Raw genomic sequence first — 25,108 nt, 5'->3', positions numbered from 1 at the left:
GCCGGACATATTTTTAAGAAGGAGTTGAAATAAATGGGCGAAAACACCAGGATCATGCCGAGAGAATTTGATTATTTGGAGCCCAAGACCAAAACAGAGGCCTTGGATTTTCTCAAACGGTATGACCATGTCAAAATCCTGGCCGGTGGGACCGACTTAATTGTAAAGTTAAAGACCGGGGCGGACATCAAGGTCGACCACATCATGAACATCAAAGAAGTTGCCGAGTTGAATTATGTCCGTGGCGACAAAGATTTGATCCTGATCGGGGCGTGCACCCCCCTGTCCGTGATTGAAAACGACGGGCAGGTGAAAGACAAACTGCCCGCTTTAGCGGAAGCGATTAAAGGGATGGCCGCGATTGCCATCCGCAATATGGGCACGATTGGGGGAAATCTGGGCAACTCTTCCCCGGCAGGTGATACTATTCCTCCCCTCACTGTTTATGGGGCCAGATTAGTTCTGGCCAGCCGGGATACCACCCGGGAGGTACCGGTGCACGAATTCATCCTTAGCCCGGGGAAAAACATTTTGGCCCCGGACGAGATGCTGGTAGAAATTATCATACCGGTACCGGGAGGAGAAACGGGGGCAGCCTTTATCAAGAAAACCCGGGTGAAAGCGGATATTTCCAAGATTAATACCGCGGTGTTTCTTGATCGGGGGGGAGATGAGGTAAAAGACTGTAGAATTGCCCTGGGCTCGGTAGCTCCCACCGTGGTCCGGATCCCCAAGGCGGAAGCCCTCCTGAAGGGGAAAAAAATCACCCTGGGTGTGATTCAGGAAGCAGCCCGGGTGGTCTCGGAAGAAATTAAACCTATTGACGACAACCGGTCCACGGCGGAATACAGGAAAGATATTTCCCGGGTGATTGTGGAAGATACCATCAAGACGGCCTGGCAGCGCTCCGGAGGTGTGATAAGCAATGACTAGACATGAAATAGAAATTACGGTAAACGGAAGAAAACGCAGAGTGAGCGTTTATCCCAATGAGTTGCTGCTGAATGTGATTCGGAATGACATGGCCCTTACGGGAACGAAATACGGCTGCGGGATTGGCGAGTGTGCCGCATGTACCGTATTGCTGGACGGAAAAGCGGTGCTGGCTTGCCTGATTCTGGCCGTGGCCGCCCATGGGAAAAACATTACCACCATTGAAGGACTGGCCAAAGGGACTGAGTTGGCCCCCATCCAACAGGCATTTATCGACGAAGGGGCGATTCAGTGCGGTTTTTGTACCCCGGGCATGGTTCTGACCTCCCAGGCCTTACTGAATGAAAATCCCTCTCCTACAGAGGATGAGATCAGAGATTATTTAAGAGGGAACCACTGCCGGTGCACCGGATACACGGCCATCGTCAAGGCTGTACAGTCGGTAAAGGAAAGGGGACACACCAGCTGAAGCTGGAGCTTCTTTCCTGGGACTGGAATGTCCCCAACTATGGAAAAGGGGAACTAAAGGAAAGGGAACAACCCGAAGTCTCTGACTTGTTGTTTGCCGTTAGTGTAGCTGAGCGGATTGTGGTAAGTTTAAAACGGGAGAGTGATAACTGTGAAAAACTTCGATTACGTCCATATAAGCAGCAAGGCGGAAGCATTGGACGTTTTAGACCGGGAAGGAGAGAAATCCTGCCTGGTGGCCGGAGCAACGAACGTGATGCCTTTTATCCGGGCGGAAAAGCTGAATAACAAAACGCTGATCAATATCAGACACCTTCATGAGCTGCGTTTTATTACTGAGATGGAGGACAAAATCCTTATCGGACCCTTGACCACCATTCATGATTTGGAGCATGCGGAAATCATTGAAAAATATGCTCCCGTCCTGCGGGAAGCAGCCCGAAATTTTGCCGATCCCACCACCCGGAACAGCGCCACCATCGCGGGAAACATTGCCAATGCGTCTCCGGCAGCGGATACGGCAACCCCTTTACTGGCCTTGAATGCTACGGTGGTAGCGGAGAGTAAGACCCGGGGAGAAAGAAAGATTCCCATCGGTACATTTTTTAAAGGGGTTAATAAAACTGCTTTGGCCTGTGATGAATTAATTACCGGGATTGAAGTGCCCAAAAAAGCGGCCAACAGTGCCAGCACTTTCATCAAACTAGGGCTGCGCAATGCCATGGCCATCTCTGTGGTCAGTGTGGCTGCCGGAGTGGAAATAGAAGCCGGTAGAATAAAGGAAGTGAATATTGCTTTGGGCTCTGTTGCCCCCACCCCGGTGCGGGCAGAGCAGGTAGAGGCCTTCTTGGCGGGAAAAGAGATTTCCCTGAAGCTGTTGGAAGAAGCTGCGGAAAAAGTAAATGAAGATATTTCGCCCATAGGAGATGTCCGGGCCTCCGGGGAATACCGGAAAATGGTAGCGCCGGTGATTGTGCGCAGGGCGCTGGCAAAATCCGCCCAGCTTTAACCTGGACCGGGATGTTTGAACATGGGATGGGGAGGGTCGTGCGATGAGTGAAATAAATATTACAGTAACTGTTAACGGCACAAAAATAAACGCTGCTGTAAAGCCTGAAATGAGCTTGTTAAGGTTTTTGCGCGCTCAGCTGTTTTGGGATGTGAAATGCGGCTGCGAAGAAGGCGACTGCGGTACCTGTACGGTAATTTTCAATGGCCAATCCGTAAAGTCCTGTCTTGTTTTAGCCGCCCAGGCAGATGGGGGTACCGTATGGACCAATAAGGGATTGGGCGTGGTGGATGAATTAACGGGTGAGCTGCAAAAAGCTTTTGTGGAACGTGGTGCGATTCAATGCGGTTTTTGTACCCCCGGGATGATCATGGCAGGAAAGCACTATATTGACCAGGGGGGAAAAGCGGACCGGGAAGAAATCAAGAAAGCGATTTCCGGAAACTTATGCCGCTGTACCGGGTACAAGAAGATTGTCGACGCAATATACGATGTGTCCGAAAAAATAAACGGGTCTAAATAGGACGCAGGAGGTGTGAAGATGAACGGCTCTTTAAAAGTTATTGGGACACCGGCTCCTAGACATGATGCTTGGTCGAAAGCCAAAGGCGAACAGCTGTATTCGGAAGATTCTGCCATGCCGGGAATGCTATACGGTAAAGCCCTCAGGAGCAAGTATCCTGCGGCCATTCTGAAGTCTATTGATACCAGCAAAGCAGAAGCCTTGCCGGGTGTGCATGCCGTGCTCACCGCAAAAGATGTGCCGAACAATATTGATATTTCTAAATTCGGCCAGATGAAGGATGTAGGCGGCGGCTTTGAAGGTTTATATAAGGTTTTGGCCGAGGGAAAAATCCGCTGCAAGGGTGAGGCCATTGCCCTGATTGCCGCAGAAACGGAGGAACTGGCGGAAGAGGCCTGCCGTTTAATTGAGGTGGAATATGAGGTGCAGCCGGGCGTATTTGACCCGGAGGAGGCTTTAAAGCCGGGCGCCTATATTGTGAGCAGTGACCAAGGGGAAACCCAAAACAATGTGATTATGGAATCCCATGTGAATAAAGGGGATGTGGAAAAAGCATTTGCCGAAGCGGATATCATTATTGAGAATGAATACCGGGTATCTGCCGTGGACCATGCTTATCTGGAAACCGAGGGCGGCATGGCCTGGGTTGATGATAACGGTGTGGTGACGCTGCGGGTGGGCACCCAGGTTCTGGAACACTACCGGACCGTGGCCAAGGTCTTGGGACTGCCTCATACGAAAGTACGGAATATGAGTGTGATCATGGGCGGCGGCTTTGGGGGTAAAGAGGATATTACGGTAGAAACCTACCTTGCCTTATTGGCCTATAAAACGAAACGGCCGGTGAAGATGATCTGGAGCCGGGAAGAATCCCTGGAAGTGCACAGCAAGAGACACCCGGAGATCATGCGCTATAAAACCGCTGCCACGAAAGAGGGAAAAATTACCGCTCAGCAGGTCGATATCATTATGGACGGCGGCGGCTATAAGCTGATTACCGGGTGGGTACAAATCTATTCTACGGTGAATGCGCCGGGCTGCTATAACGTGCCCAATGTGAAGGTGGACAGTGTTTCTGTTTTTACCAATAATACGCCCAGCAGCGCCAACAGAGGTTTCGGGTGCTGCCAGGTGAACCTGGCTTCCGAACTGCAAATGGATGAGCTTGCGGCCAGGCTGGGCATGTCCCCCCTGGAAATTCGGCTGAAGAATTGCCTGAGAAATGGGGATGAAATTCCCACCGGTTTTATTCCCCAGGGTCATATTGCCCTGGAAGAGATTGCCAAGAAAGCCTGGGAGGGATTGGAAGCCACCGGACCGAAACCGGACTATGTGGACGGCAAAAAAATCGGCCGGGGCCTGGCCATCGGTATGATGAGCTATGGACGGCTCACTTTCATGCATGACTCTTCCCGGATCGGCATCCGTATTGAGCTGGATGGAAGTGTTACGGTGCGGGCCGGGGTTCCTGATTTGGGCGGCGGACAGTCTTCTATTTTATGTCAGATTGTCGCGGAAGAATTGGGATTACCTATAGAGAAAGTGCATAACTTTATTATGGACACCCATTTAACCCCTCTTTGCGGTACCACCACGGCTACCAGACAGCTTTATATGTCCGGGAACGCCACCCTGGTGACGGTTCGGGACCTGAAACAGAGAATTCTCACCAAAGCGGCCCAGATGTTAAATACGACGCCTGAATATGTCCAGTTAATCCATGAAAAAGCTTGCTTAATTAACAATCCTTTAGTAAGCGTTCCTTTTGTGAGCGTGGTGGGGGCCCTCTCCAACGACGGTGTTCCCCTATTCCATGAAGGCCAGTTTAATGCGCCCTTTACCGATGTACCCAATCTTCATGATATTAAGGGCCGCATCTTCCCTGACTATACCTGCAGTGCCCATGCCGTGGAGGTTGCGGTGGATGAAGAAACGGGCCAGTTCCAGGTGCGGAAAATTGTGCTTTGTTATGATGTGGGAAAAGCATTGAACAGAAATAGCTGTGAGGGGCAATTAGAGGGCGGCGCCATTTACAATATGGGATATGTCACGGAAAACATGGGCTGGGAGAAGGGATATACCAAAGGCAACACCTTTTCCACCTATCTCATTCCTACGGCGGCGGATGCGCCTGAAATAGAGACCATGATGGTGGAATCCGGCGGCGGATTGGGACCCTACGGTGCCAAAGGGGTGGGAGAGCCTGCGGATAACTCTATTGCACCGGCCATCATCAATGCCATTTATGATGCCGTCGGCGTAAGAATGAAGAATATGCCCATTACTCCGGAGAAATTACTTTTTGCCCTGAAAAATAAAAATAAATCTTAACCCCCTATAGAGGAGGAAGTGCAGGGAATGGACGGCACTTCCTCCCCAAACCAAAGTTATCGTCTGATGATCAGACAATGAGAAAAAATGGTTGGACCATTTATGTTACATATCCTGATAAGAATTCAAATACAAGGAGGAAAACTCTGTGAAAAAACCAAGTCCGGAACAAATTAAGGCTTTTGAAGGGAAAGATGTCCTTACCGCCCGCCAGTTCAGTTTAGAGGAATTAAATGCCATTATGGGCACAGCTGCTCACTATGAGCAGGCTCTGGCAGAAAAAAGAATCATTAAAGATATGGAAGGCAAAGTGATGGCTTCCTTATTCTATGAACCCAGCACCCGGACCAGATTATCTTTTGAAACGGCCATGCTGCGTTTGGGCGGTTCCGTGATTACTGTTGCCGAGTCGGCCACCAATCAGATTTCTTCTACCGCAAAGGGAGAAACCCTTCATGACGGCATAACCGTTATTGACGGCTATGCCGATGTGATTGTAATCCGCAGCCCTCAGACGGGAGCGGCGGATATCGCAGCCCAAGCTGCCAAACATCCCATCATTAATGCCGGAGACGGCGCCGGCCAGCATCCCACCCAGGCCTTATTGGATATTTATACCATTCTGAAGGCAAAAGGCAGCGCGGAAGGTTTAAAGGTAGCTTTGGTGGGCGACCTGAAATTTGGCCGCACCGTACACTCTTTAGTCGATTTCCTGGCTCTCTATGGATGCGACCTGATTTTGGCCTCCCCCGATCAATTAAAAATGCCGGAGGATATTGTCGCCAGCTTAAGAGACAGAGGGGTTAAAGTGGAAGAAACCAATAGCCTGCAGGATGCCGTCAAGGTTGCCGATGTTCTGTATGTGACGCGGGTTCAGAGAGAGCGTTTCCCTGATCCGTCAGAGTATGAAAAAGTAAAGGATCTTTTTATTGTGGATGAGGAATTGATTCGTGGATGCAAAGAAGGCATGATCATTTTGCACCCCCTGCCCCGGGTGAATGAAATCACCGTCGGTGTGGATAAATATCCTGGCGCCCTCTATTTTGAACAGGCTTATAACGGTTTATACGTACGGATGGCTTTATTGGCCCTGACAACGGGAAGCGTCGGTTAAGCACCGGCGCCCAGGTTGTGGGAAGCAAGAAACGTTTTTCTGAGGGCGTTTCTTGCTTCCGAAAAATTTGAAAATTCTGCCTAATTTTACCATGGTAATGTTTTAATGAAATAATTTGAGAAGCTGACAAAAAGAAGGGTCAGGGTACCTGGAAATAGAATTAATAGATAGAATGTTTCAACAATTTAGACTGACCCCTTAAAGATAGATGAGAGAACGATGAATTGTTTCAGAATTTTTGCATCATTACTTTACCACTGTAAAATCTTCACTTATTAAAGCAGTAGGAGGAAAAATATATGGCCTTGTTGGAGACCCAAAAACTTTCAATTAATTTTGGCGGGCTATGGGCGGTGAAGGACGTAGATTTTGCCATTCATTCGGGACAAGTGGTAGGTCTCATTGGCCCTAACGGCTCCGGCAAAACTACATTCCTAAACATCATCAGCGGCATATATCAGGCGACGAAAGGCAAGGCCTATGTGAAGGGTGAGGATATCACCGGGCTTAAGCCCTTCCAGATATACCAGAAAGGTATTTCTCGCACCTACCAGTCCAGCCGGTTATGCTGGGATTTGAGTGTTGCCGACAATCTGGTCATAGGTCTTTACACCAGCCAGAAAAGTTCTCTTTTTGATGTTTTATTCCGCCCCCGGCACTGCAACGAAGAGATTTATGCCGGGGTACAGGAAGCGATGGACCTGCTCTGTTATTTTAATCCTGACCTGGTGGATAAACGGTATGTCCTGACCAAGAATATTCCCCATATCGACCGCCGCCGCATCGAAATCAGCCGGGCGTTGGTAGGGAGCCCCTCTATCTTGCTGTTGGACGAGCCAACTGCCGGCCTGAACGAAGAAGAAACCATGACCATGATGAAGGATATCCAAAAGATTAAGGAAAAAATAGCGGATATCTGCATCATTATCATTGAGCATGATATGCAGGTGATGAAGGAAGTTCCCGAACGCATTGTGGTTTTTAATGCCGGAGAAAAAATTGCGGAAGGAACTTACCATGACGTGGTCAATGATCTCTGCGTAATTAACGCTTATTTGGGAGGGGCGGAAAGATGACGCAAAAAACCTTGGAAATAGAAAATGTCAGCACCCGGTACGGGCGGATTCCCATGCTCATGAATGTGAGCCTGGGTATTGAAAAAGGCCGCATCGTCTGCGTGTTAGGTGCTAATGGCGCTGGCAAGACGACCCTGCTCAAAGCGATTTTGGGGATGGTCAAGGCCGATACGGGCAGCATCAGGCTGGACGGAGAAAATATTGACGCCTTGCCTACCCACAAAAGAGTGGAAAAAGGGATTGCTATTGCCGCCGCCGCGGCCGGGACCCTGCAGAAAATGACGGTGGAAACCAACCTGAAGATGGGTGCCTACTATATCCATGACCGAAAAATACTGAACGAACGTTTGGAAGAGGTTTACCAGTCTTTCCCCATTCTCAAGCAGCGCCTGCAACAAAAGGCAGGCACTCTTTCCGGGGGTGAACGCACCATGCTCACCATTGCCCGGGCGGTGATTAATAAGCCCGTGCTGTTGTTACTGGATGAGCCCTCCTTAGGGTTGGCACCGATCATGGTGGAAGAGACCTTTCGCATCATTAAACGTTTGAATGAAGAAGAAAAAATGACCATTCTCCTTGTTGAGCAGAATGCCCAGAAAGCATTGAGTGTTTCCCATTACGGCTATGTGATCCAAAAAGGTCAGATTGTTTTTGAGGGAGATAAGGAAGCTCTGCGCTCCAGTGAGTTCATTGAAAACCCTGTGTGTGGCTGATTGACCTTTTTCACGAGCCGGATTGATGTTTCAAAAGAGCCTGCGCAGCTATACCTAGTAGGGGGGGTGAGTGAGCAGATAGATAGATGAGCAGGGGTTAGAAATGCTGGGGGTAAAAAAATTTATTATTCACTGGAGGTAAAAATTAGATGTGCAAAAAGACTAAAGCTAAAATTTTTTCTCTATTACTCGTCATGATCATCGTGGCCGCTGTCTTTGCCCTGGCCGGTTGTGGCGGCAGCCAAAGCGGCAGTGGTGAAGAGCAGGCAGTGGTGAAGCTGGGATTCCTTTCTCCCATCACCGGCCCCAATGCGGCTGAAGGTGCTGCGGCCCGTAATGCTTTCCAGATGGCCATTGATGCTGCCAATGCATCCGGCGAATTCCCGTACAAGATTGAAGTCATTACCATTGACGATGCCAGTAAACCTGAAGTTGGCGCTGCCGGCGCCCAGCAAATTGTGGCTGACGAGCAGGTAGTGGCCGCTACCGGTCACTGGAATTCCGGCGTGGCGGAAGCGACGATTCCTATTTTTAAACAGGCGGAGATTCCCCTTTTAATCTGGGGCGCGATCAAGGAAGGGTTGACCTCTCCGGATAACTATCCCTATATTACCCGTTCCGCACCTACTGCTGCCCAGGAAAATGAGCCTTTGGCCAAAACCTTGATTACCGATATGGGCTACAAAAAATGGTTTATTGTTTCCGACGTAACTTCTTACGGGGAAGCCAATACCACTGTTTTCACCAAGAAGATTGCCGATCTGGGCGGCGAGCTTTTGGGCACGGAGAAAGTTCAGGAAGGTACTGTTGATTTCCGTCCCATCATCCAGAAAATTAAGGGCTCCGGCGCTGAAGCCGTTTACTTCGGCGGTGTTGTCACGGAAGCTTCCTTGCTGAAAAACCAAATGTATGAAGCCGGTATGAAGGATGTAGTCTTTGCAGGTATTTCCGGCATTTACTCCGACGACTTTTTGAAGATTGGGGCAAAAGCCGCAGAAGGCACTTTGGCGATTAAGCCGGGAATCGATCCCGCCAAATCCCCGGAAGGCCAAAAATTCCTGGATGATTATGCCAAAGGCGGCTATACGGAGCCTGTAGGCGCTTTCACTCCTTATGCCTATGAAGCTGCCATGATTTTACTCAATGCCTTAAAGCAATGTGGTGACGCACCTACTGCCGCAGCCATGGTTGACGCGATCAGAAACAGCGAAACCACCGGCATTATGGGTACCACCACCTTTAACGAATATGGCCAGACCAATAATGTAGCAGCTTATATGCTGGTTGTGCAGGACGGAAAATGGATTCCTTATGAAGATTCCGAATATGCCAGCGGCACCCGTGCTTTACCGAAAAAATAATTAAAGCTTAAATTTAACCCGGGAGCGGATGCAGGGGAGACCCGGCATCTGCTCCCCCCACTTACTATGTTTTGCCCGATAAGAAATGAGACTGTTCAGAGATCCCTAGACACTAAGCGCAGCCGGCTTTTACCGCCCTGACCGGACTTACCCCGGCTCGGGCAGGAAAAGACAGCTGAACAAAGTAAGCAGGGGTTGATCAACATGCTCTAAGGAGTTGACTCAAATCATGGAGCAATTATTAGGACAAATTATTAATGCGATTTTGCTTGGCTGTACGTACACCCTGGTCGCGATTGGCTTTTCCCTATTCTTTGGGGTCTTGGACGCCGTTGTTTTTTGCTGCGGTGATATTGCCATCTTCGGCGCCTTCTCCATTTTGGGATCCTATACCATTTTAGCCAGCGCCGGCCTTTTTCATGCCTTGCCTTTTAATGTGGTAGTTTTGATGTTACTGCTGATTTCCGCAATTCTTTGTGCCTGTCTTGGGCTTTTAACCTACAGGATTTCCATTAAACCTTTTGAGAATGCTCCTCTCCTGATGCCCCTTTTAAGCACCATTGCTTTGGGCGTAGTAATTAAGGAATGCTTGGGCCTGCTCTTTCAGCGCATTGTTAATCCTATGGCGCAAGCTGTGTCCTCCGGCGGAGACGCTCTTTTGGTCCAGGGAGGCCGGAATCCTCAGGCGATGCCGATGCTGATCGCCCCCGACGGCACCATCTCAGAGCGTAATATCATTATTATTGTGGTGACCTTGGTTTTGTTGCTGGGCTTATTCTTATTCTTGAATAAAACGAAAATTGGCCTTTCCATGCAGGCGATTTCTCAAAATAAAGAAGTGTCCCGGATGATTGGGATCAATGTGAACCGGATTATTCTTTTGACGTTCATCATCGGCGGCGTTCTTTTGTCCCTGGCAGGATTCCTCGTCGGCTCTTATAATACCATTATCCGCTTTGACAATGGTTCCATGTACGGCATCAAGGGTTTTTCCGCGGCCGTTGTCGGCGGCTTAAAAAGTATTTATGGTGCTGTTGTGGGCGGGATGCTTTTGGCCTTCGTAGAGGTTTTTGTTTCCGGCTATATACCTAACGGCACCTCTTATTCCAGCATCATCGCTTTCGTAGTGGTTGTCTTGTTTATCGTCTTTAAGCCCGAGGGTATTATCGGCGAAAAAACTGTGGAAAAAGTGTAAGACAACAATCGGGAGGAAGAAACATGAACGATAAACATATCAATAGCCCAGTTTCAAACTTGATCAAAAGCCCTATCGGCGTCGTCTTGATTAACATCATTATTTTTACCGTGATCTATGTGGTTTTAGTGGCTGACTTTGCCGTGAGCATGGCTTTTCTGGTGGCGGCGATTCTCCTCTTGCTGTTCATGGATCAAAAAGGCTTGATCAATGAGATCTTTAACCTTTTTATCCGCTATAAAACCATCGCCCTGATTTCCGCGCTCATCGTTGTGCTGCTGTTGCCCGTTTTTTTGGCGGATAAACGCTACATTGCCCACATTGCCATCATGGTTACCATTTATGGGATGGCCGGGCTCGGCTTGAATTTCCAGATGGGTTCTACCGATATGGTAAACTTTGCCCCTGCCGCCTTTATGGGCATCGGCGCTTATACGCTGGCCGTATTTACCTCCAAGCTGGGTATGTCTCCCTGGCTGGGCTTGGCAGGGTCTGTTGTGCTCTCCGGCTTGATGGGCCTCTTAATCGGGCTGCCCACCTTGCGCACCAAAAGCTATTATCTTTCCCTGGTGACCATGGCCTTGCAGTTGGCCTTTACCATGGTGCTGTTTAATATTCCCTTTCTGGGCGGCCCCAATGGAATCACCGGCGTGAAGCCCATGACCATTGGCTCCCTTTCTCTGGTAAAAAGCTATACCGTGCTTGGCATCAAGATGGCGCCCCAAGTACCTTATCTCTATTTTTGCCTGCTGGTGCTGATTCTTTTCACCTATATTGCCATGCGTGTTTATGTTTCCCGCATCGGACTTGCCCTCAATACCATCGCTCAGGATGAGGTGGCGGCCAATTGTCTGGGCATTAATATTACTGCGCGCAAGCTTTTTGCCTTTGTGATCGGGGCGATTTTCTGCGGTGTTGCCGGCAACCTTTATGGCAGCTATACCAGCTATGTAGGGCCGGATGACTTTGGTTTCTCCCGTTCTCTGATGATTATTTGTATGGTCATCTTAGGGGGGATGGACAATGTGGTGGGTGTGCTCACCGGTGCCTTCATCCTCACCGTGATTACGGAAAAACTACGCGTTTTTTCTGACTTTCAGCAATTGGTCTACGGTTTAATTCTGTTAACAGTGCTGATTGTCCGGCCCGCCGGACTGATCCCCAAACGGGTGCGCAACTACTGCCTGGTCTTTAAGAAAAATGTGATCAAACGGGAAAAGGCAATTGAGGCACCGTGTCAGAGTCCTGTCCAGGTGGCCGACCCACCGGAACAGGGGATTTGACGGAATTATTGAGGGGCTGGGAAAATTTCCAAGAAAAGCAGGTAAAATGCCAATCCGAATGCTTGACTATTGAGCGGGTTGGCATTTTTTATTTATGGGTATGGATACGCATAAAAATAGGATAAAGATAAAATATAAAAAAACAAAACCAAAAGAAAGAAAAAGACATTTACATAGAAAGCAATAAAAAGTATAATGATAGATAAAGAAAGTAAAAAAAAATAAAGGAAACACAAAGAAGCAATAGGAGGTGCCCCATGTATCAGATCGAGAGGCATGAGCGAATGCTTGAGTATATAAATGAGCATAAAAAAGCCACTGTTGATGAATTAAGCCAGTATTTCGGCACCTCAAAAGTCACCATTAGGAGCGACATTAACGAGCTTGCTAAGCAGGGGCTTGTCATCAAAACCCATGGCGGGGTGCTTTCCATCGCCGACAGGCTTAATTTTGAAATACCCTATCACAGTAAATTTAGGCTCAACATAGACGCAAAGGCAAAGATAGGTACGCTGGCGGCCACAATGATCAAGGACAACGATGTCATCATTCTTGATGCTGGTTCGACCACCTTTGAAATCATCAAAAAAATCAAGAGTAAAAATATCACTGTGATCACGAATGATGTGAAGATAGGCTTTGAAGCAGCCCGGATGTCCAACATCAACCTGATCATGACCGGCGGTGAGCTGGAGAAATCAGTCTATACCTTGATCGGTACGGACACGGAAGAATTCTTGAGGAAGATAAAGGTAAACAAAGTTTTTCTGGGCTGTGATGCTTTAGATGTGGATTTTGGATTGTCCAATACCATTATTCGTGAGGTTGGCGTGAAAAAGTTGATGATAGCGGCGGCTAACCATGTTATTCTCGTCACTGACAGCAGCAAGTTCAACAAAAGAGTATTTGTGAAGATCTGCGATCTGGACTGTATTCACAGCCTGATCACAGACCAGATTGATCACAATACGCGGGAGGCCCTGGAGGCTAAAGGCATAGCAATCTATATCACCGGTTGATGCAGGGAGCATGCGGGGATCCCACATGTAAACGGGATATATGGCGGGAGTGAGTTGATGCATGTCAAGGGATTATGTGATGGGAGTGGATATTGGGACTTACCAGACAAAAGGCGTGATCTGTAACTTAGCGGGAGACGTGATCGCTTCCCGGGTCTCCGATCACCGCTTGCTCACGCCTAATCCGGGTTGGGCAGAGCACGATCCGCACCAGGATTGGTGGGAAGGCCTGTGCGAAATTACCAAGGGACTGTTAAAAGATACTGGTATAGAGCGATCCGGCCTGAAAGGGATTTGCTGCAGCACAGTAGCAGCGGGAATTATTCCGGTGGATAAAAAATTTATCCCGCTCCGGAATGCCCTCCTGTACGGCATAGATACCCGGTGCTCTAAGGAAATCGAGTATCTTAACGGTGTGATAGGGCAGGACCGTATTTTGGAGAACTGTAAAGAGGCATTGTCTCACGAAAGCTATGGGCCTAAGATGTTGTGGATAAAGAACAATGAGCCGGATATCTATCGGCGCACCGCATGCTTCACAATTTCCCAGAGCTTTTTAAACGCGAGGCTGACAGGCAATAATGTGGTGGATTATTACTCCGCTTCCGGCGCCCATCCATTGTTTAATTATGATCGGTTGGATTGGAGCCCAGAGATGTGCGGTTATGTCGTTCCCCAGGAACAATTGCCCCGGCTTGCCGCCGCTACAGACATTATAGGATATGTCACGAAAGCGGCTGCAGAACAGACAGGTCTCGGTGCGGGGACTCCCGTGGCCTGCGGAACCACTGATGCCGGTGCGGAAGCGCTGAGCGTGGGCGTAATGGAGCCGGGAGATATGATGATTATGTACGGTTCTACCATATACATTTTGTACCTAAGCGACAAACCACCCGCAAAGACTTCTCTTTCTATCGCTCCTTACGTCGTGAAAGGGTTGACCGGTCTTTGCGCCGGAACGGCTACCTCCGGTTCACTGACACGATGGATCAGGGATAACCTTGCCGCAGAGCTGGTTGAAGCGGAAGAAAGAGGTGGGGAAAACGCTTATGACAGGCTGTTCGATATGATCCGGTCCGTTCCGCCCGGGTCGGATGGCGTGGTTGTGCTGCCTTATTTTTACGGAGAGCGGATGCCGGTTTGTGATCCTGATGCCAAGGGGATCATCTTCGGTCTCAAGCTTTCCCATACCAAAGGACATATTTTTAGAGCCGCCCTTGAAGGCATTGCCTTTGGCATTGAACAATGTCTTGCGCTGTACCGCAAGAGCGGTCTGAAAATTGAAGGGGCCACGGCAGTGGGCGGAGGAGCGAGAAACAGCGCATGGATGCAGATGGTATCCGATATTTGCGGGTTGGAACAGCACATACCTCAGGTTTTGCAGGGGGCCTCTTACGGAGACGCCATGATTGCCGCGCTTGCTCTGGGCGCCCTTGAGCCAAAGGAGCTGAAAAAATGGATAAAAATCAGATCCAGGACGGTACCGGACCACCAGACTAGCGCCCGTTATGCGGTAAATCGTAAGATTTACAACGGCTTATATCAGGTAAATAAACAGTTAATGCATCTTAAATAAGGAAAGGGAGTGTGGTGGGGCTATGAGGGTAGAAAAACTAGTCCGAGAGATGTCACTGATACCTGCATTGTGCGGACACGAGCAGAAGATGGCAAAATACCTGAAAGACCTGTTTGACGCGCTTGGCTATGAGACAGCAGAGGATGTCTTTGGAAATGTCATCGCCAAGGTGGCGGGAAAAAGCCAGGACGGACCTACCGTGATGGTGTTTGCCCATATGGATCAGGTGGGTTTCATGGTGCGTAAAATCGATGAGGGCGGTTTTATTCTCCTTGAACGGGTGGGAGGAATACCGGAGAAGGTGTTGCCGGGGCTTAAAGTTCAGATCCAGAATGAAAAGGGAGAGATGATCCCCGGATTGATAGGCGTAAAAGCCCACCATGCCACTTTGCCTGAAGAAAAATACAGCGTGGAAAGATATCAGGATCTTTTTGTGGATATCGGTGCCCGATCCAAGCAGCAGGTGCTGGATTTAGGAATTGATATCGGTGCGCCGGTGGTATATTATCCCAGCTATGATCGGCTGCAGGGAACAAGGGTTGTGGCAACTTCCCTTGACAATCGGTGCGCTACCGCCGTGCTGGCCGATATGGCGTACCGGCTTAAGGAGACCCCGCCCGAGACAACGGTTTATCTGGTCGGTACCGTGCAGGAGGAATACAACCTGCGCGGTGGCATGATGGCGGCACGAAAGATAAAGCCGGATATCGCCATTTGTGTCGACGTGGCCCTTGATACCCATACGCCCGATTTGACAGGCAAGGGCGATGTGTCAATGGGTGGAGGGCCGGTAATTATTCTGTATAACTTCCACGGACGGGGCACGCTCAACGGAACGATCCCTCATCCGGGGCTGGTGAGATATCTCAAACAGGTGGCAGATTGGGAAAAGATACCTATCCAAAAAGAGGCGGCGATAGGAGGCTTGACAGATCTTGCTTATGTACAGCTGGAGGGTGAGGGTGCGATCTGTGTGGATATCGGTGTGCCTGCACGGTATTTCCATTCACCTGTAGAGACCTGTGATCTTGCCGATGTACAGATGACCAGTATCTTTCTGACCGCGGCCGTGACCAGAATTAATAAAAATACCATATTTACCAGGTAGGGAGATGACAATGTGGAAGTTTTGCCCCAATATTTTGGAACGAACAAACCGGTGATAGCCATGTGTCATTTGCAGGCTTTGCCCGGTGATCCGTATTACGACAAGGACAAGGGCATGGACGACGTCATTGAGAAGGCAAGACATGATTTGCATGCCCTGCAGAATGGCGGCGTTGATGCGGTGATGTTTTCCAATGAGTTTAGCCTGCCCTATCTCACAAAGGTAAGAACAGAAACTGTTGCTGCGATGGCGCGGATCATTGGCGAGCTGAGGAAAGAGATTTCTGTGCCGTACGGAGTGAACGTGCTCTGGGATCCCAAAGCCAGCATCACTTTAGCGACTGTCACCGGGGCCAAATTTGTTCGCGAGATTTTCACCGGCGTTTATGCTTCGGATTTCGGTCTTTGGAATACAGACTGCGGGGATACCTTCCGTCACGCAAAGGCAATTGATGCCCACCCCATTTTAAAGCTTTTTAATATCGTTCCGGAAGCAGCAAAATATCTTGCCCAAAGAGATATTGAAGAGATTGTACAGGGTACGATATTTAACTGCAGGCCGGACGTGCTGTGTGTATCCGGATTAACGGCAGGGAGCGAGACCAGTATCGACACGCTGCGCCGGGTAAAAAAGGTGGCCGGTGCGACACCGGTATTTGCCAATACCGGTGTCCGGCATGATAACATCGAACAACAGCTCGCCAGCGCAGATGGCGCTGTAGTGGGCACAGCCTTCAAGATAGACGGCAAGTTCGAAAACCTTGTGGACGAAGGACAGGTCAAAAGGTTCATGGAAAAGGTGAAGAGCTTTAGAAACTGATTCCTTGCGGAGGGAAAGAGGATGCCGGGCGTCGTTGTTTTAAAACCTGAAATAGACGAATTGGAAGCGGTACGGATTGCTGTGGGTACCCTCGGTTTTTGGCAGAAAAAAGCATGCCGGACAACCGGAGTGGTGAAAAAGGTGTTCCGGGCATACTACATTGTCGATTCCGCCGCTGCCATTAAGACAAAAGGCGGCCGTGAGATAGTCCAGATCAAATATCTCATGGATACCGTGACAATGAAGGCTATTCCGGTTGAGACCGGCATCGACTTTAAAACGGTTTCCTGTGATCTGACCGGATGTGAAATTTATGAGCGGGAACTGTCGGAGCAACAGCTGAAGTCGGAATGTAGAAACAGCGCGATGACATATCTGTTTAGAAAGCATAGATACTACCCCGCGTGTGAATTTACCTGTTTTACAAAGATCTACCGGTGTTTTTACGCCGTTGGGATCAAAAATGGCAAAGGGGAAGAATTTATCTATGTTCCCTCGGACCAGTACAGCATAAAATCCGTGCGGCGGAGTTAACATCTTGCATACCGCTTTACCCAGAGAGGAGTAGGAATGTGATTAGAAAGAGGGGTTAGAAGATGCAAAGCACGATCATGATTATGGCAATGGTGGCTTTTTTTGCGATCTATATTATCATCGGCAGGATCACTCAGAGGAAGGTGAAAACCAGCGAAGATTTCCATATCGCCGGACGGGAGATGGGGTTCTTGCCCACCGCACTCTCTACAGCCGCCACGGATATGGCCGTTTCCGGGGTTATCGGTATCTGCGGACTCGCCTATAGTGTGGGGATTGCCGGCGGTCTATGGGGATGGGTAGCGATCCCGCCATTTATCATTCTGGGTATTTTTGTAGTAGGCAGGTTACGTATCGCAAATCTCACCACAGGTTCGGAATTTCTGGAAAGACGCTATAATCCCACACTGCGCACCGTGGCAGCGATATTGCATATTATTTCCATCGGCGTCGGTATTACCGCAGAAACCCTTGCGGTATCTTATGTCATGAACACCATGACAGGGTTATCCCAGACCTTTTGTGTCCTGATCACGACCGTCGTATTTGTCGCTTATGCGGTGATGGGCGGTCTGAGAGCGGTGGAATACGCCGATGTCTTGCAGTTCTTCATTCTGATGTTCAGTATTATCGTGGCACTTCCATACTGTCTTAAGGCGGTGGGCGGATGGTCCACGGTGGAATCCACGCTGCCGGCCTCGGCTTTTGATATAGGGGCCCTGGGAATTTCCGAGCCGCTGGGCTGGATCGCGCTTTGCTTTATTCTTTACGGCACCAACCAGCACTATCTGCAGAGAATTTTTGCCGCGAAAAACCCCACTGTGGCCAGAAATGCCTTTCTGTTTACCGCAGGAGCATGGCTGGTGTTCGGGATCATTGACGCGATGATCGGCATGTGCGCTTCTATTCTGTTCCCGGGTCTTGAAAACGCCGATCTTGCTTATACATATGTGCTGAGAGATGTTGTCCCCTTTGGCGTGTCCATTTTGGCTATGGCAGGTTTGTTTGCGGCTGCTATGTCTACTGCCGACTCATGCCTTACGGCCTGCTCGACGATGTTTACGGTGGACATTTACAAGCGCCTGATCAAAAAAGATGCGAAAGACGCCCACTATCTAATGGTTACGAGGATTGCCACCGCGGCTGTCGCCGGCATTTCCCTTACCATGTCTTTTTTTATGAGCAATGTCATCGAGGTGCTTGTGCTGTCATCGCTCATTTACGGTGCAGGTATCTTGTTCCCTCTGTTAGTCGGCCTGTTCTGGAAGCGAGGCAATGCCGCGGGAGCGATCAGCGGCTTTATTGTAGGCTCTATTATGGCCCTTGTTTCTAATTTTTGGATATATGGGCAGGTTCCTGGATTATTTGGTTTAATTTACCCTAACATTTGCGGTGCTTTGGCATCTCTGGTGGTTTATGTGGTGGTTTCGCTGTTGACTGCCCCACCTGGGCAAGAGAAGCTTGAGGTGGTTTCATCTTTTGAAGCCTTTTAACATCCCGGGAATTACTTTTCTCTATCTATATCCGCTGTTTTTATGGTACGGGTATAGATCTTCCAGGATGGCTAGCAAGGGTACCTGGCAGGTACTGGAAATTGAGAGCAGCTCTCCTGGGATGGGCGGCAGAATCGAATCATCATCGGATCATCGAGGATAAAAATGGGTCAAGGCGTACTTGACTCATTTTTTTTACAGAAAAATAAGAAAGGTTTTGGTTGATCCTTTCCCTTTATTTAGGGTACGATAGTAATACATGGGTATTGATTTTGCCGACATAATTTACTTTATTACAGGAAAACCTAATAAAGGGTAGAGGAGGTTTCAGGGAAGTGACGGATTCCCTTGAGAAGAAGCTAGACAAACTTTCCATTTATATGGAAAAGATGAAATTAGCCGAGTACATCGAATTACTCAATAACCCCCGGAAATTGATCTTTATTAACTTTATTGCCGGTATTTCCCGGGGATTTGGCATGGCCGTCGGTTTTACCCTTTTAGGGGCCATTGCCTTTCTCATTCTGCAGCGACTGGTAGGCTTAAACCTGCCCCTGGTGGGGGATTTTATTGCGGAATTACTAAAATATGTCCAGGAAAGTAAAGGGTTAAGGCCCTAAATGTACCGGGAGCTCCGGTAAGCCTTAACCGATAAGGTGCTGGAGGAGGGTAACAAAGTGGACACAGAACGGCAACAGGGCTTCCGTGATCGTCTGTTAAAGGAAAAACAAGAACTGTTGGAGAGAATTGAGGGGCTGAACCAGGGACTTCATGATCCCATGAGAGAATCTATTGGTGAACTGTCGATGTATGATAACCATCCGGCGGATATCGGAGATGAGTTGTTTGAAAGAGGAAAGGACCTGTCTTTGAGGGACAATGCGGAAATCCAATTAAACCATGTGGAGAGGGCTTTACACAAAATAGAAGACCATTCCTATGGTCTTTGTGATCAATGCGGCAGACCCATCCCTCAAGAACGGTTAGAGGCGATGCCTTCCGCGAATTTATGCATGGCCTGTAAGAAAGCGGAAGAGGTAGCCGACCGGACACCCCGGCCCATTGAGGAAGAAGTGATCCGGCCGCCTTTTGGCGAACAGCGGGACTATTCTTATGATAGAAAATTTGGGGATCAGGACAACCAGCCGGTTTTTGACGGGGAAGATGCCTGGCAGGCGGTAGCCCGTTTCGGTACGGCCGATTCTCCCCAGGATCTGGCGGAATCCGGCGCCCAGTACCCGAATGTTTATGACGATTGGGATGAAGATGTGGGTGCTGTAGATGACGTAGATAACGTGGCGTATTATCGGTCCAAGGATGGCATGGCCTATAAGGATTTCCGGTCGGGATATAAGGGCAGGCGTGATGAGGCGGGAGACTGAGCATATCAATAGCCTCTTAGACAGGTGTAGCCGGAAAAATGGACCATCCCGCAATGCCGGTTAACAGAAGTAATCATGAGGACCTGTTAATAGAGCAGAAAGACATCCTAATTCTTGAGACATTAACAATCCATCATCAATGTTGTGATCATAAAGTAAAGTGTGACCTTCCTGGTTTGTTTAGTCTAATGATTAAATAACACCATAAAAGGCCATACTTTTTTTATTTTATGGGCTTTAAGCATAATTTAAACTAAAATTCAATTCAAGAACCGTCCCTGAATTTCCTCCAAGAACCGTCTCCGAATTTCCTTTTCCCAAGCTTGTGAAAAGGGGTTGTTGTATGTTAAGATAGATGCAAATTGGAAACAATAGAGGAGACAGATCATGCTCATAGCTGTGGCATTAGCGGTGATTATCATCGATCAGGGCAGCAAATTTCTGGTCCGGTCCCAAATGGCCGAAATGCAGACGATACCTTTGATCGATAATATTTTTCACTTAACATATGTGCGCAATCCCGGAGCCGCCTTCAGCCTGCTGCCCAATCAAACTCCCGTTTTTATTGCCATTACCCTTCTGGCTGCGGCTGTCGCCATCTTTTTTTATTACCGGGTGGAACGGGAAAAAATTTGGCTGCGTCTGGGCATCGCGCTGATGCTGGGCGGGGCGGTAGGAAATTTGATTGACCGGATTCGTTTTGGGGAAGTGGTGGATTTCCTGGACTTTCGGATTTGGCCCGTGTTTAATTTGGCGGATTCCGCCATCGTGGTTGGGGTGGCGCTGATCTGCTGGCAACTGATCCGGCAGGATTTACGCAGCCGTGGTGATAAGTAAAGGGAGAAAATGGTGATGTTTCTTGACTGAGACAATTTTTCAGGCAACCGGTGCGGAGCTGGGGATCCGCATCGATCTCTATTTGGCAGATAAAGTGAGCGATCTTTCCCGCTCCCGGATCCAAAAGCTGATCAAAGACGGGGAAGTGCTGGTAAACGGAAAAACCGTGAAACCCAATTATGCCGTGGCAGAGGGGGATGAAATTCTCATCGGCATCCCCCAACCTGAACAACTGCAGCTGGCGGCCCAAGAGATTCCCTTTGAGGTTCTTTTTGAAGATCAGGACCTGATTGTGGTCAATAAACCCCAAGGGATGGTGGTTCATCCGGCGGCGGGAAATTATCAGGGCACCCTGGTGAACGCCCTCCTGCATCACTGTACGGACTTGTCGGGAATCAACGGGGTGATGCGGCCGGGAATCGTTCACCGCATCGATAAAGATACCTCCGGACTTTTGATGGTGGCGAAAAATGATTTTGCCCATATGAACCTGGCAAAACAGATCAAAGACCATGCGATTACCCGAGTTTACAATGCCCTCGTACACGGAACCGTGGCGGAGCCGGCGGGCGTGATCGATGCGCCCATCGGACGGCACCCGGTGCACCGAAAAAAAATGGCCGTTGTGCTGAAAAATTCCAAGCGGGCCGTCACCCATTACAAGGTCCTGGAAAGATTCTCCGAATATACCTTGATCGAAGCCAGATTAGAAACAGGCCGGACCCACCAAATCAGGGTTCATATGAGTTATTTAGGCTACCCGGTCGTGGGAGACCCCCTGTACGGGCCGCGCAAAGGGAATTTAGACCTGAAAGGTCAGGCGCTGCACGCCCGGGTGTTAGGCTTTCATCATCCCCGGTCCGGAGCCTATATGGAGTTTGAAGCTCCTTTGCCCCCATACTTTCAAGAATTGCTCCAGGACTTACGAAATCATCAGGTAAAAAAATAAAACACTTTATGCAAATAAAGCATTGACGGCAGTCCTTTTTTCCTGTAAAATAAAACCGATCAAAAACTTACCTTTAAGATAGTCCGGAGAGGCTATGAAGGAAGACATATTCCACTGTAGTTTGGTGCGGTATATCAACCTGCTTAGCCTAGTATAAGCAGGTTTTTCATTTTAACCTTTTGATCAGGTGAAAACGATGAAATTAATTGAAAAAACACAAATTATGGATAAAGATGCCATGAGGCGGGCCCTGACCCGAATCGCCCATGAGATAATTGAAAGAAACAATGGGGTGGAAAACCTCTGTTTTATCGGCATCCGGTCCCGGGGGGTTCCTTTGGCAGAGAGACTGACCCGAAAGGTTAAGGAAATCGAAGGGAAAGATCTTCCCATTGGGGTCGTTGATATTACCTTGCACCGGGATGATTTGGCCCTCTCTTCCGGTCAACCGGTGGTAAGCCATACGGATGTCTCTTTCCCGGTTTCCGGTAAAACGGTGATTTTAGTGGACGATGTATTGTTTACCGGACGAACTACGCGGGCTGCTCTGGATGCGATTTTCGAACTGGGGCGCCCGGCCAGCATTCAACTGGCGGTGCTGGTGGACCGGGGCCATCGGGAATTACCCATCAGGCCCGATTACGTAGGAAAGAATGTTCCTACTTCGTTAAAAGAAATTGTTTCGGTTTATGTAGGGGAAATAGACAAAGAAGATAAAGTCATTATTCAGGAGATTGCCGACGAAAAACTTTAAATCAGTCCAGTGAGGCTGATAAGGGCGAGGTCGGGAAGCGGTTTTTGGCCCTTATCGTAATCACGGTAAGGGTTTTTTTATATTTAAAATATGGAGGCTGCGAAATGAGTAAACAAATTGTGCAAATTGATGAAAGACTATCTCTGTTCAAAGCGTTGCCCCTGGCGGTACAGCATGTCTTTGCCATGTTTGGTGCTACGGTCCTGGTTCCCTACCTTACGGGACTGTCTCCGGCAGTAGCCCTTCTTACCTCCGGCATCGCCACCCTGATTTTTCACTTTTTTACCAAAGGAAAGGTTCCGGCTTACTTAGGATCCTCCTTCGCTTTTATTGCTCCCCTTGCGCTTTATGTCACGGAAAAGCATTCCCTGGGAGAGGCGATGGGCGGAGCGATCATTGCCGGTTTGGTATATGTAACCATTTATCTGGTGATCAAAGTGTTCGGCACGGACTTTATCAACCGTTATGTGCCCAGTGTGGTGGTGGGACCGGTGGTGATCATTATCGGACTTGCCCTGGCCAAAACGGCGGTGGCCGATATGGCCTCCACAAACTGGGCGATAGCCTCCTTTACGCTGCTGGCGGCTGTTTTTTTCAGCATCCTGGGCAAAGGAATGCTTAAGGTAATCCCCATCTTGTTAGGCATCTTGTCCGGGTATCTTTTCTCCATCATCGTTCAATATGGCGGTTTTCTTCCTCAACTTCAAGCCTGGGGCCTTGCTGCTCCCGATCTCCGGCTTTTGGATGTGAAGCCTATTTTGGAAGCTGCCTGGCTGGCCAATCCCACCGCCCAATATGCCCACGAGTTTGCCGGACAGGTCTTTTCCTTTGCCTCTTTTCATCTTCCTGTTCCCCAGTTTACGGCGGCGGCCCTGCTCGCCATTGCGCCCATTGCCTTTGTTTCCATTATTGAAGACCTGGGCCACATTTTTGTGATTGGCAATGTGACGGAAAAAGACTTGATTAAGAATCCCGGTTTTGACCGGGTGCTTTTAGGAAATGGGTTGGCTACGGTGGTAGCCGCCTTCTTTGGGGGCCCTCCCGCCACCACATACGGAGAGAATATCGGTGTCCTGGCGATTACCAAGGTTTACAGCTCCTGGGTGATCCGGATCGCCGCAGTGATCGCCATTTGCTTGAGTTTGATTGGTAAACTTTCTGCTGCTTTAAGCACCATTCCCCTTGCCGTGATGGGAGGGATCTGCATCCTGCTCTTCGGCATGATTGCTGCGGCAGGGATCCGAACCATGATTGAAGCCAAATCAGACTTATCGTCTACGCGCAATTTGATCATTGTGGCCGTGATCCTGATTCTGGGAGTGGGCACGGGAAAAGTCGGCTATGCCACGCTGGCCGGCATCCTTTTGAACTTGGTTCTGCCCCAAGAATCCTAAGGGCGAAAAAAGATTTATGTTCGGAAAACAAATGGGGAAGTATTGGTCATAATAACTATTCGGGGGCCTCGCGTTCAGGAGGCAAAAGGTAAGAGTCAAGAAGCAAGCAGGGATGGGAAAATATAGAATGGAGTTTGGAGGAAACAAGATGAAAGCATACCTGGCACTTGAAGACGGCACTGTCTTTGAAGGAATATCCTTTGGAGCGACCGGGCTGAGACAAGGAGAGGTAGTCTTTAATACCAGCATGACAGGGTATCAGGAAATTCTTACCGACCCCTCCTATTGCGGGCAGATTGTGACCATGACCTACCCTTTGATTGGAAACTATGGCATCAATCGGGATGATTTCGAATCTGCCGGCCCGAAGGTCCGGGGCTTTGTGGTCAGAGAACTGTGTCATGTGCCCAGCAACTGGCGCTCTACCAGCAATTTGGAAGAGTTTTTAAAAGAGCATCAGATCGTGGGGATTCAAGGAATCGATACCAGATCGCTCACGAAAAGGTTGAGAAGCTCCGGCACTATGGGAGGGATCATTACCACCGATGCCTTAACCCGGGCGGAGCTGGTGGACTTGGCAAAAAAAGCGCCTGTGCTGAACGGTCAGGACCTGGTTTCCCAGGTAACCACCAAAGAGGCTTATACTGTAGCAGGGGGTAAATACCGGGTGGTGGTGATGGATTTTGGGGCAAAGCGGAACATTGTGCGCTGGCTGAGCAAACTAGATCTCACCGTGATCGTGGTGCCTGCCCATACCGGGGCGGAAGAAATACTGGCTTTGAACCCGGACGGCCTGATGCTGTCCAATGGCCCGGGGGACCCCAAAGGGGTGCTCTATGCGGCGGAAAACATTAAAAAACTTTTGGGGAAGCTGCCCGTGTTCGGCATTTGTTTAGGGCACCAGCTGCTGGGATTGGCCCTGGGAGCGGATACGTATAAGCTTCATTTCGGCCACCGGGGGGGAAACCATCCTGTGAAAGATCTGGATACGGGCCGGGTTTATATCACCTCCCAGAATCATGGCTTTGCCATCAATGCCGATACCCTGGATCCTCAGGTGGCGGAGGTTTCCCACATCAATCTCAATGACCATACGGTGGAAGGAATCAGGTGTAAAAACATCCCTGCTTTTTCCGTGCAATACCATCCGGAAGCCTTCCCCGGCCCTACGGACAGTGAATACTTATTCGAGAAATTTTACGATATGATCAGGAATTTTCCAGCTTAGGTAGTTGAG

At 49.2% G+C, this 25,108-nt stretch carries 24 protein-coding genes; all 24 read left to right on the top strand.

The features are described from left to right. The first annotated feature begins 33 nt into the window (after positions 1-33). The 24 genes from DCMF_RS08995 (at position 34) to carA (ending at position 25,099) form a co-directional block, all read left to right on the top strand. Entirely contained in the window at positions 34-933 is a 900-nt protein-coding gene (locus tag DCMF_RS08995; RefSeq protein ID WP_148134118.1) for an FAD binding domain-containing protein, read from the top strand. Next, positions 926-1,402: a (2Fe-2S)-binding protein gene (locus tag DCMF_RS08990; RefSeq protein ID WP_148134117.1), complete on the top strand. Its 477-nt coding sequence runs from the start codon at positions 926-928 to the stop codon at positions 1,400-1,402. Before DCMF_RS08995 ends, DCMF_RS08990 begins: the two co-directional genes overlap by 8 nt. Positions 1,403-1,552: 150 nt before the next feature. After that, the gene (locus DCMF_RS08985) at positions 1,553-2,410 is read left to right on the top strand and encodes an FAD binding domain-containing protein (protein ID WP_214659210.1); all 858 of its coding nucleotides are present in this window, start codon (positions 1,553-1,555) and stop codon (positions 2,408-2,410) included. 43 nt (positions 2,411-2,453) lie between these two features. Next, positions 2,454-2,933 (top strand): (2Fe-2S)-binding protein, encoded by a 480-nt coding sequence (locus tag DCMF_RS08980; protein WP_148134115.1) that lies wholly within the window; start codon positions 2,454-2,456, stop codon positions 2,931-2,933. An 18-nt stretch (positions 2,934-2,951) separates the two neighbouring features. Next, positions 2,952-5,264, top strand: coding sequence for a xanthine dehydrogenase family protein molybdopterin-binding subunit (locus tag DCMF_RS08975; protein ID WP_148134114.1), 2,313 nt, complete (start codon positions 2,952-2,954; stop codon positions 5,262-5,264). 148 nt (positions 5,265-5,412) lie between these two features. Further along, on the top strand, positions 5,413-6,378 hold the full coding sequence (gene pyrB, locus DCMF_RS08970) for an aspartate carbamoyltransferase (protein ID WP_236860224.1): 966 nt from the start codon (positions 5,413-5,415) through the stop codon (positions 6,376-6,378). 299 nt (positions 6,379-6,677) lie between these two features. Further along, entirely contained in the window at positions 6,678-7,454 is a 777-nt protein-coding gene (locus DCMF_RS08965; protein ID WP_148137812.1) for an ABC transporter ATP-binding protein, read from the top strand. Continuing rightward, positions 7,451-8,167 (top strand): ABC transporter ATP-binding protein, encoded by a 717-nt coding sequence (locus DCMF_RS08960; RefSeq protein ID WP_148134113.1) that lies wholly within the window; start codon positions 7,451-7,453, stop codon positions 8,165-8,167. The genes DCMF_RS08965 and DCMF_RS08960 overlap by 4 nt, the downstream gene beginning before the upstream one ends. A 149-nt stretch (positions 8,168-8,316) precedes the next feature. Next, positions 8,317-9,528 carry a branched-chain amino acid ABC transporter substrate-binding protein gene (locus DCMF_RS08955; RefSeq protein WP_148134112.1) on the top strand — a complete coding sequence of 404 codons (1,212 nt, stop codon included), beginning with the start codon at positions 8,317-8,319 and terminating at the stop codon, positions 9,526-9,528. A 229-nt stretch (positions 9,529-9,757) separates the two neighbouring features. Next, a complete protein-coding gene (locus DCMF_RS08950; protein WP_148134111.1) occupies positions 9,758-10,723 on the top strand; it encodes a branched-chain amino acid ABC transporter permease in 966 nt (321 codons plus the stop codon). 23 nt (positions 10,724-10,746) lie between these two features. Next, positions 10,747-12,006, top strand: a complete 1,260-nt coding sequence (locus tag DCMF_RS08945) for a branched-chain amino acid ABC transporter permease (RefSeq protein WP_148134110.1) — start codon at positions 10,747-10,749, stop codon at positions 12,004-12,006. A gap of 257 nt (positions 12,007-12,263) precedes the next feature. Then, positions 12,264-13,025, top strand: a complete 762-nt coding sequence (locus DCMF_RS08940; RefSeq protein ID WP_148134109.1) for a DeoR/GlpR family DNA-binding transcription regulator — start codon at positions 12,264-12,266, stop codon at positions 13,023-13,025. A 61-nt stretch (positions 13,026-13,086) separates the two neighbouring features. Further along, the gene (locus DCMF_RS08935; protein ID WP_148134108.1) at positions 13,087-14,601 is read left to right on the top strand and encodes an FGGY-family carbohydrate kinase; all 1,515 of its coding nucleotides are present in this window, start codon (positions 13,087-13,089) and stop codon (positions 14,599-14,601) included. A 22-nt stretch (positions 14,602-14,623) separates the two neighbouring features. After that, positions 14,624-15,709, top strand: a complete 1,086-nt coding sequence (locus tag DCMF_RS08930) for a M42 family metallopeptidase (RefSeq protein WP_148134107.1) — start codon at positions 14,624-14,626, stop codon at positions 15,707-15,709. A gap of 12 nt (positions 15,710-15,721) precedes the next feature. Further along, positions 15,722-16,528 (top strand): BtpA/SgcQ family protein, encoded by an 807-nt coding sequence (locus DCMF_RS08925; RefSeq protein ID WP_148134106.1) that lies wholly within the window; start codon positions 15,722-15,724, stop codon positions 16,526-16,528. A 21-nt stretch (positions 16,529-16,549) separates the two neighbouring features. Then, positions 16,550-17,062 (top strand): hypothetical protein, encoded by a 513-nt coding sequence (locus DCMF_RS08920; RefSeq protein WP_148134105.1) that lies wholly within the window; start codon positions 16,550-16,552, stop codon positions 17,060-17,062. Positions 17,063-17,124: 62 nt separating this feature from the next. Continuing rightward, positions 17,125-18,555 (top strand): sodium:solute symporter family protein, encoded by a 1,431-nt coding sequence (locus tag DCMF_RS08915; RefSeq protein WP_148134104.1) that lies wholly within the window; start codon positions 17,125-17,127, stop codon positions 18,553-18,555. A gap of 380 nt (positions 18,556-18,935) precedes the next feature. Continuing rightward, positions 18,936-19,175 carry a DUF5665 domain-containing protein gene (locus DCMF_RS08910; protein ID WP_236860319.1) on the top strand — a complete coding sequence of 80 codons (240 nt, stop codon included), beginning with the start codon at positions 18,936-18,938 and terminating at the stop codon, positions 19,173-19,175. 57 nt (positions 19,176-19,232) lie between these two features. After that, complete coding sequence (locus DCMF_RS08905) at positions 19,233-19,937, top strand: TraR/DksA C4-type zinc finger protein (protein WP_148134102.1); 705 nt, start codon at positions 19,233-19,235, stop codon at positions 19,935-19,937. A 387-nt stretch (positions 19,938-20,324) separates the two neighbouring features. Then, a complete protein-coding gene (gene lspA / locus DCMF_RS08900) occupies positions 20,325-20,774 on the top strand; it encodes a signal peptidase II (protein ID WP_214659209.1) in 450 nt (149 codons plus the stop codon). A 22-nt stretch (positions 20,775-20,796) separates the two neighbouring features. Beyond that, positions 20,797-21,723, top strand: coding sequence for an RluA family pseudouridine synthase (locus tag DCMF_RS08895; RefSeq protein ID WP_148134100.1), 927 nt, complete (start codon positions 20,797-20,799; stop codon positions 21,721-21,723). Positions 21,724-21,919: 196 nt separating this feature from the next. Next, positions 21,920-22,477, top strand: a complete 558-nt coding sequence (gene pyrR / locus DCMF_RS08890; protein WP_148134099.1) for a bifunctional pyr operon transcriptional regulator/uracil phosphoribosyltransferase PyrR — start codon at positions 21,920-21,922, stop codon at positions 22,475-22,477. A gap of 104 nt (positions 22,478-22,581) precedes the next feature. After that, the gene (locus DCMF_RS08885) at positions 22,582-23,871 is read left to right on the top strand and encodes a solute carrier family 23 protein (RefSeq protein WP_148134098.1); all 1,290 of its coding nucleotides are present in this window, start codon (positions 22,582-22,584) and stop codon (positions 23,869-23,871) included. Positions 23,872-24,019: 148 nt separating this feature from the next. Further along, positions 24,020-25,099, top strand: coding sequence for a glutamine-hydrolyzing carbamoyl-phosphate synthase small subunit (carA, locus tag DCMF_RS08880; RefSeq protein ID WP_148134097.1), 1,080 nt, complete (start codon positions 24,020-24,022; stop codon positions 25,097-25,099). Positions 25,100-25,108: the final 9 nt, after the last annotated feature.

Source organism: Candidatus Formimonas warabiya (assembly GCF_002777255.1).
Classification (GTDB): domain Bacteria; phylum Bacillota; class Dehalobacteriia; order Dehalobacteriales; family Dehalobacteriaceae; genus Formimonas; species Formimonas warabiya.
This window is presented reverse-complemented; position numbering and strand designations above follow the sequence as displayed.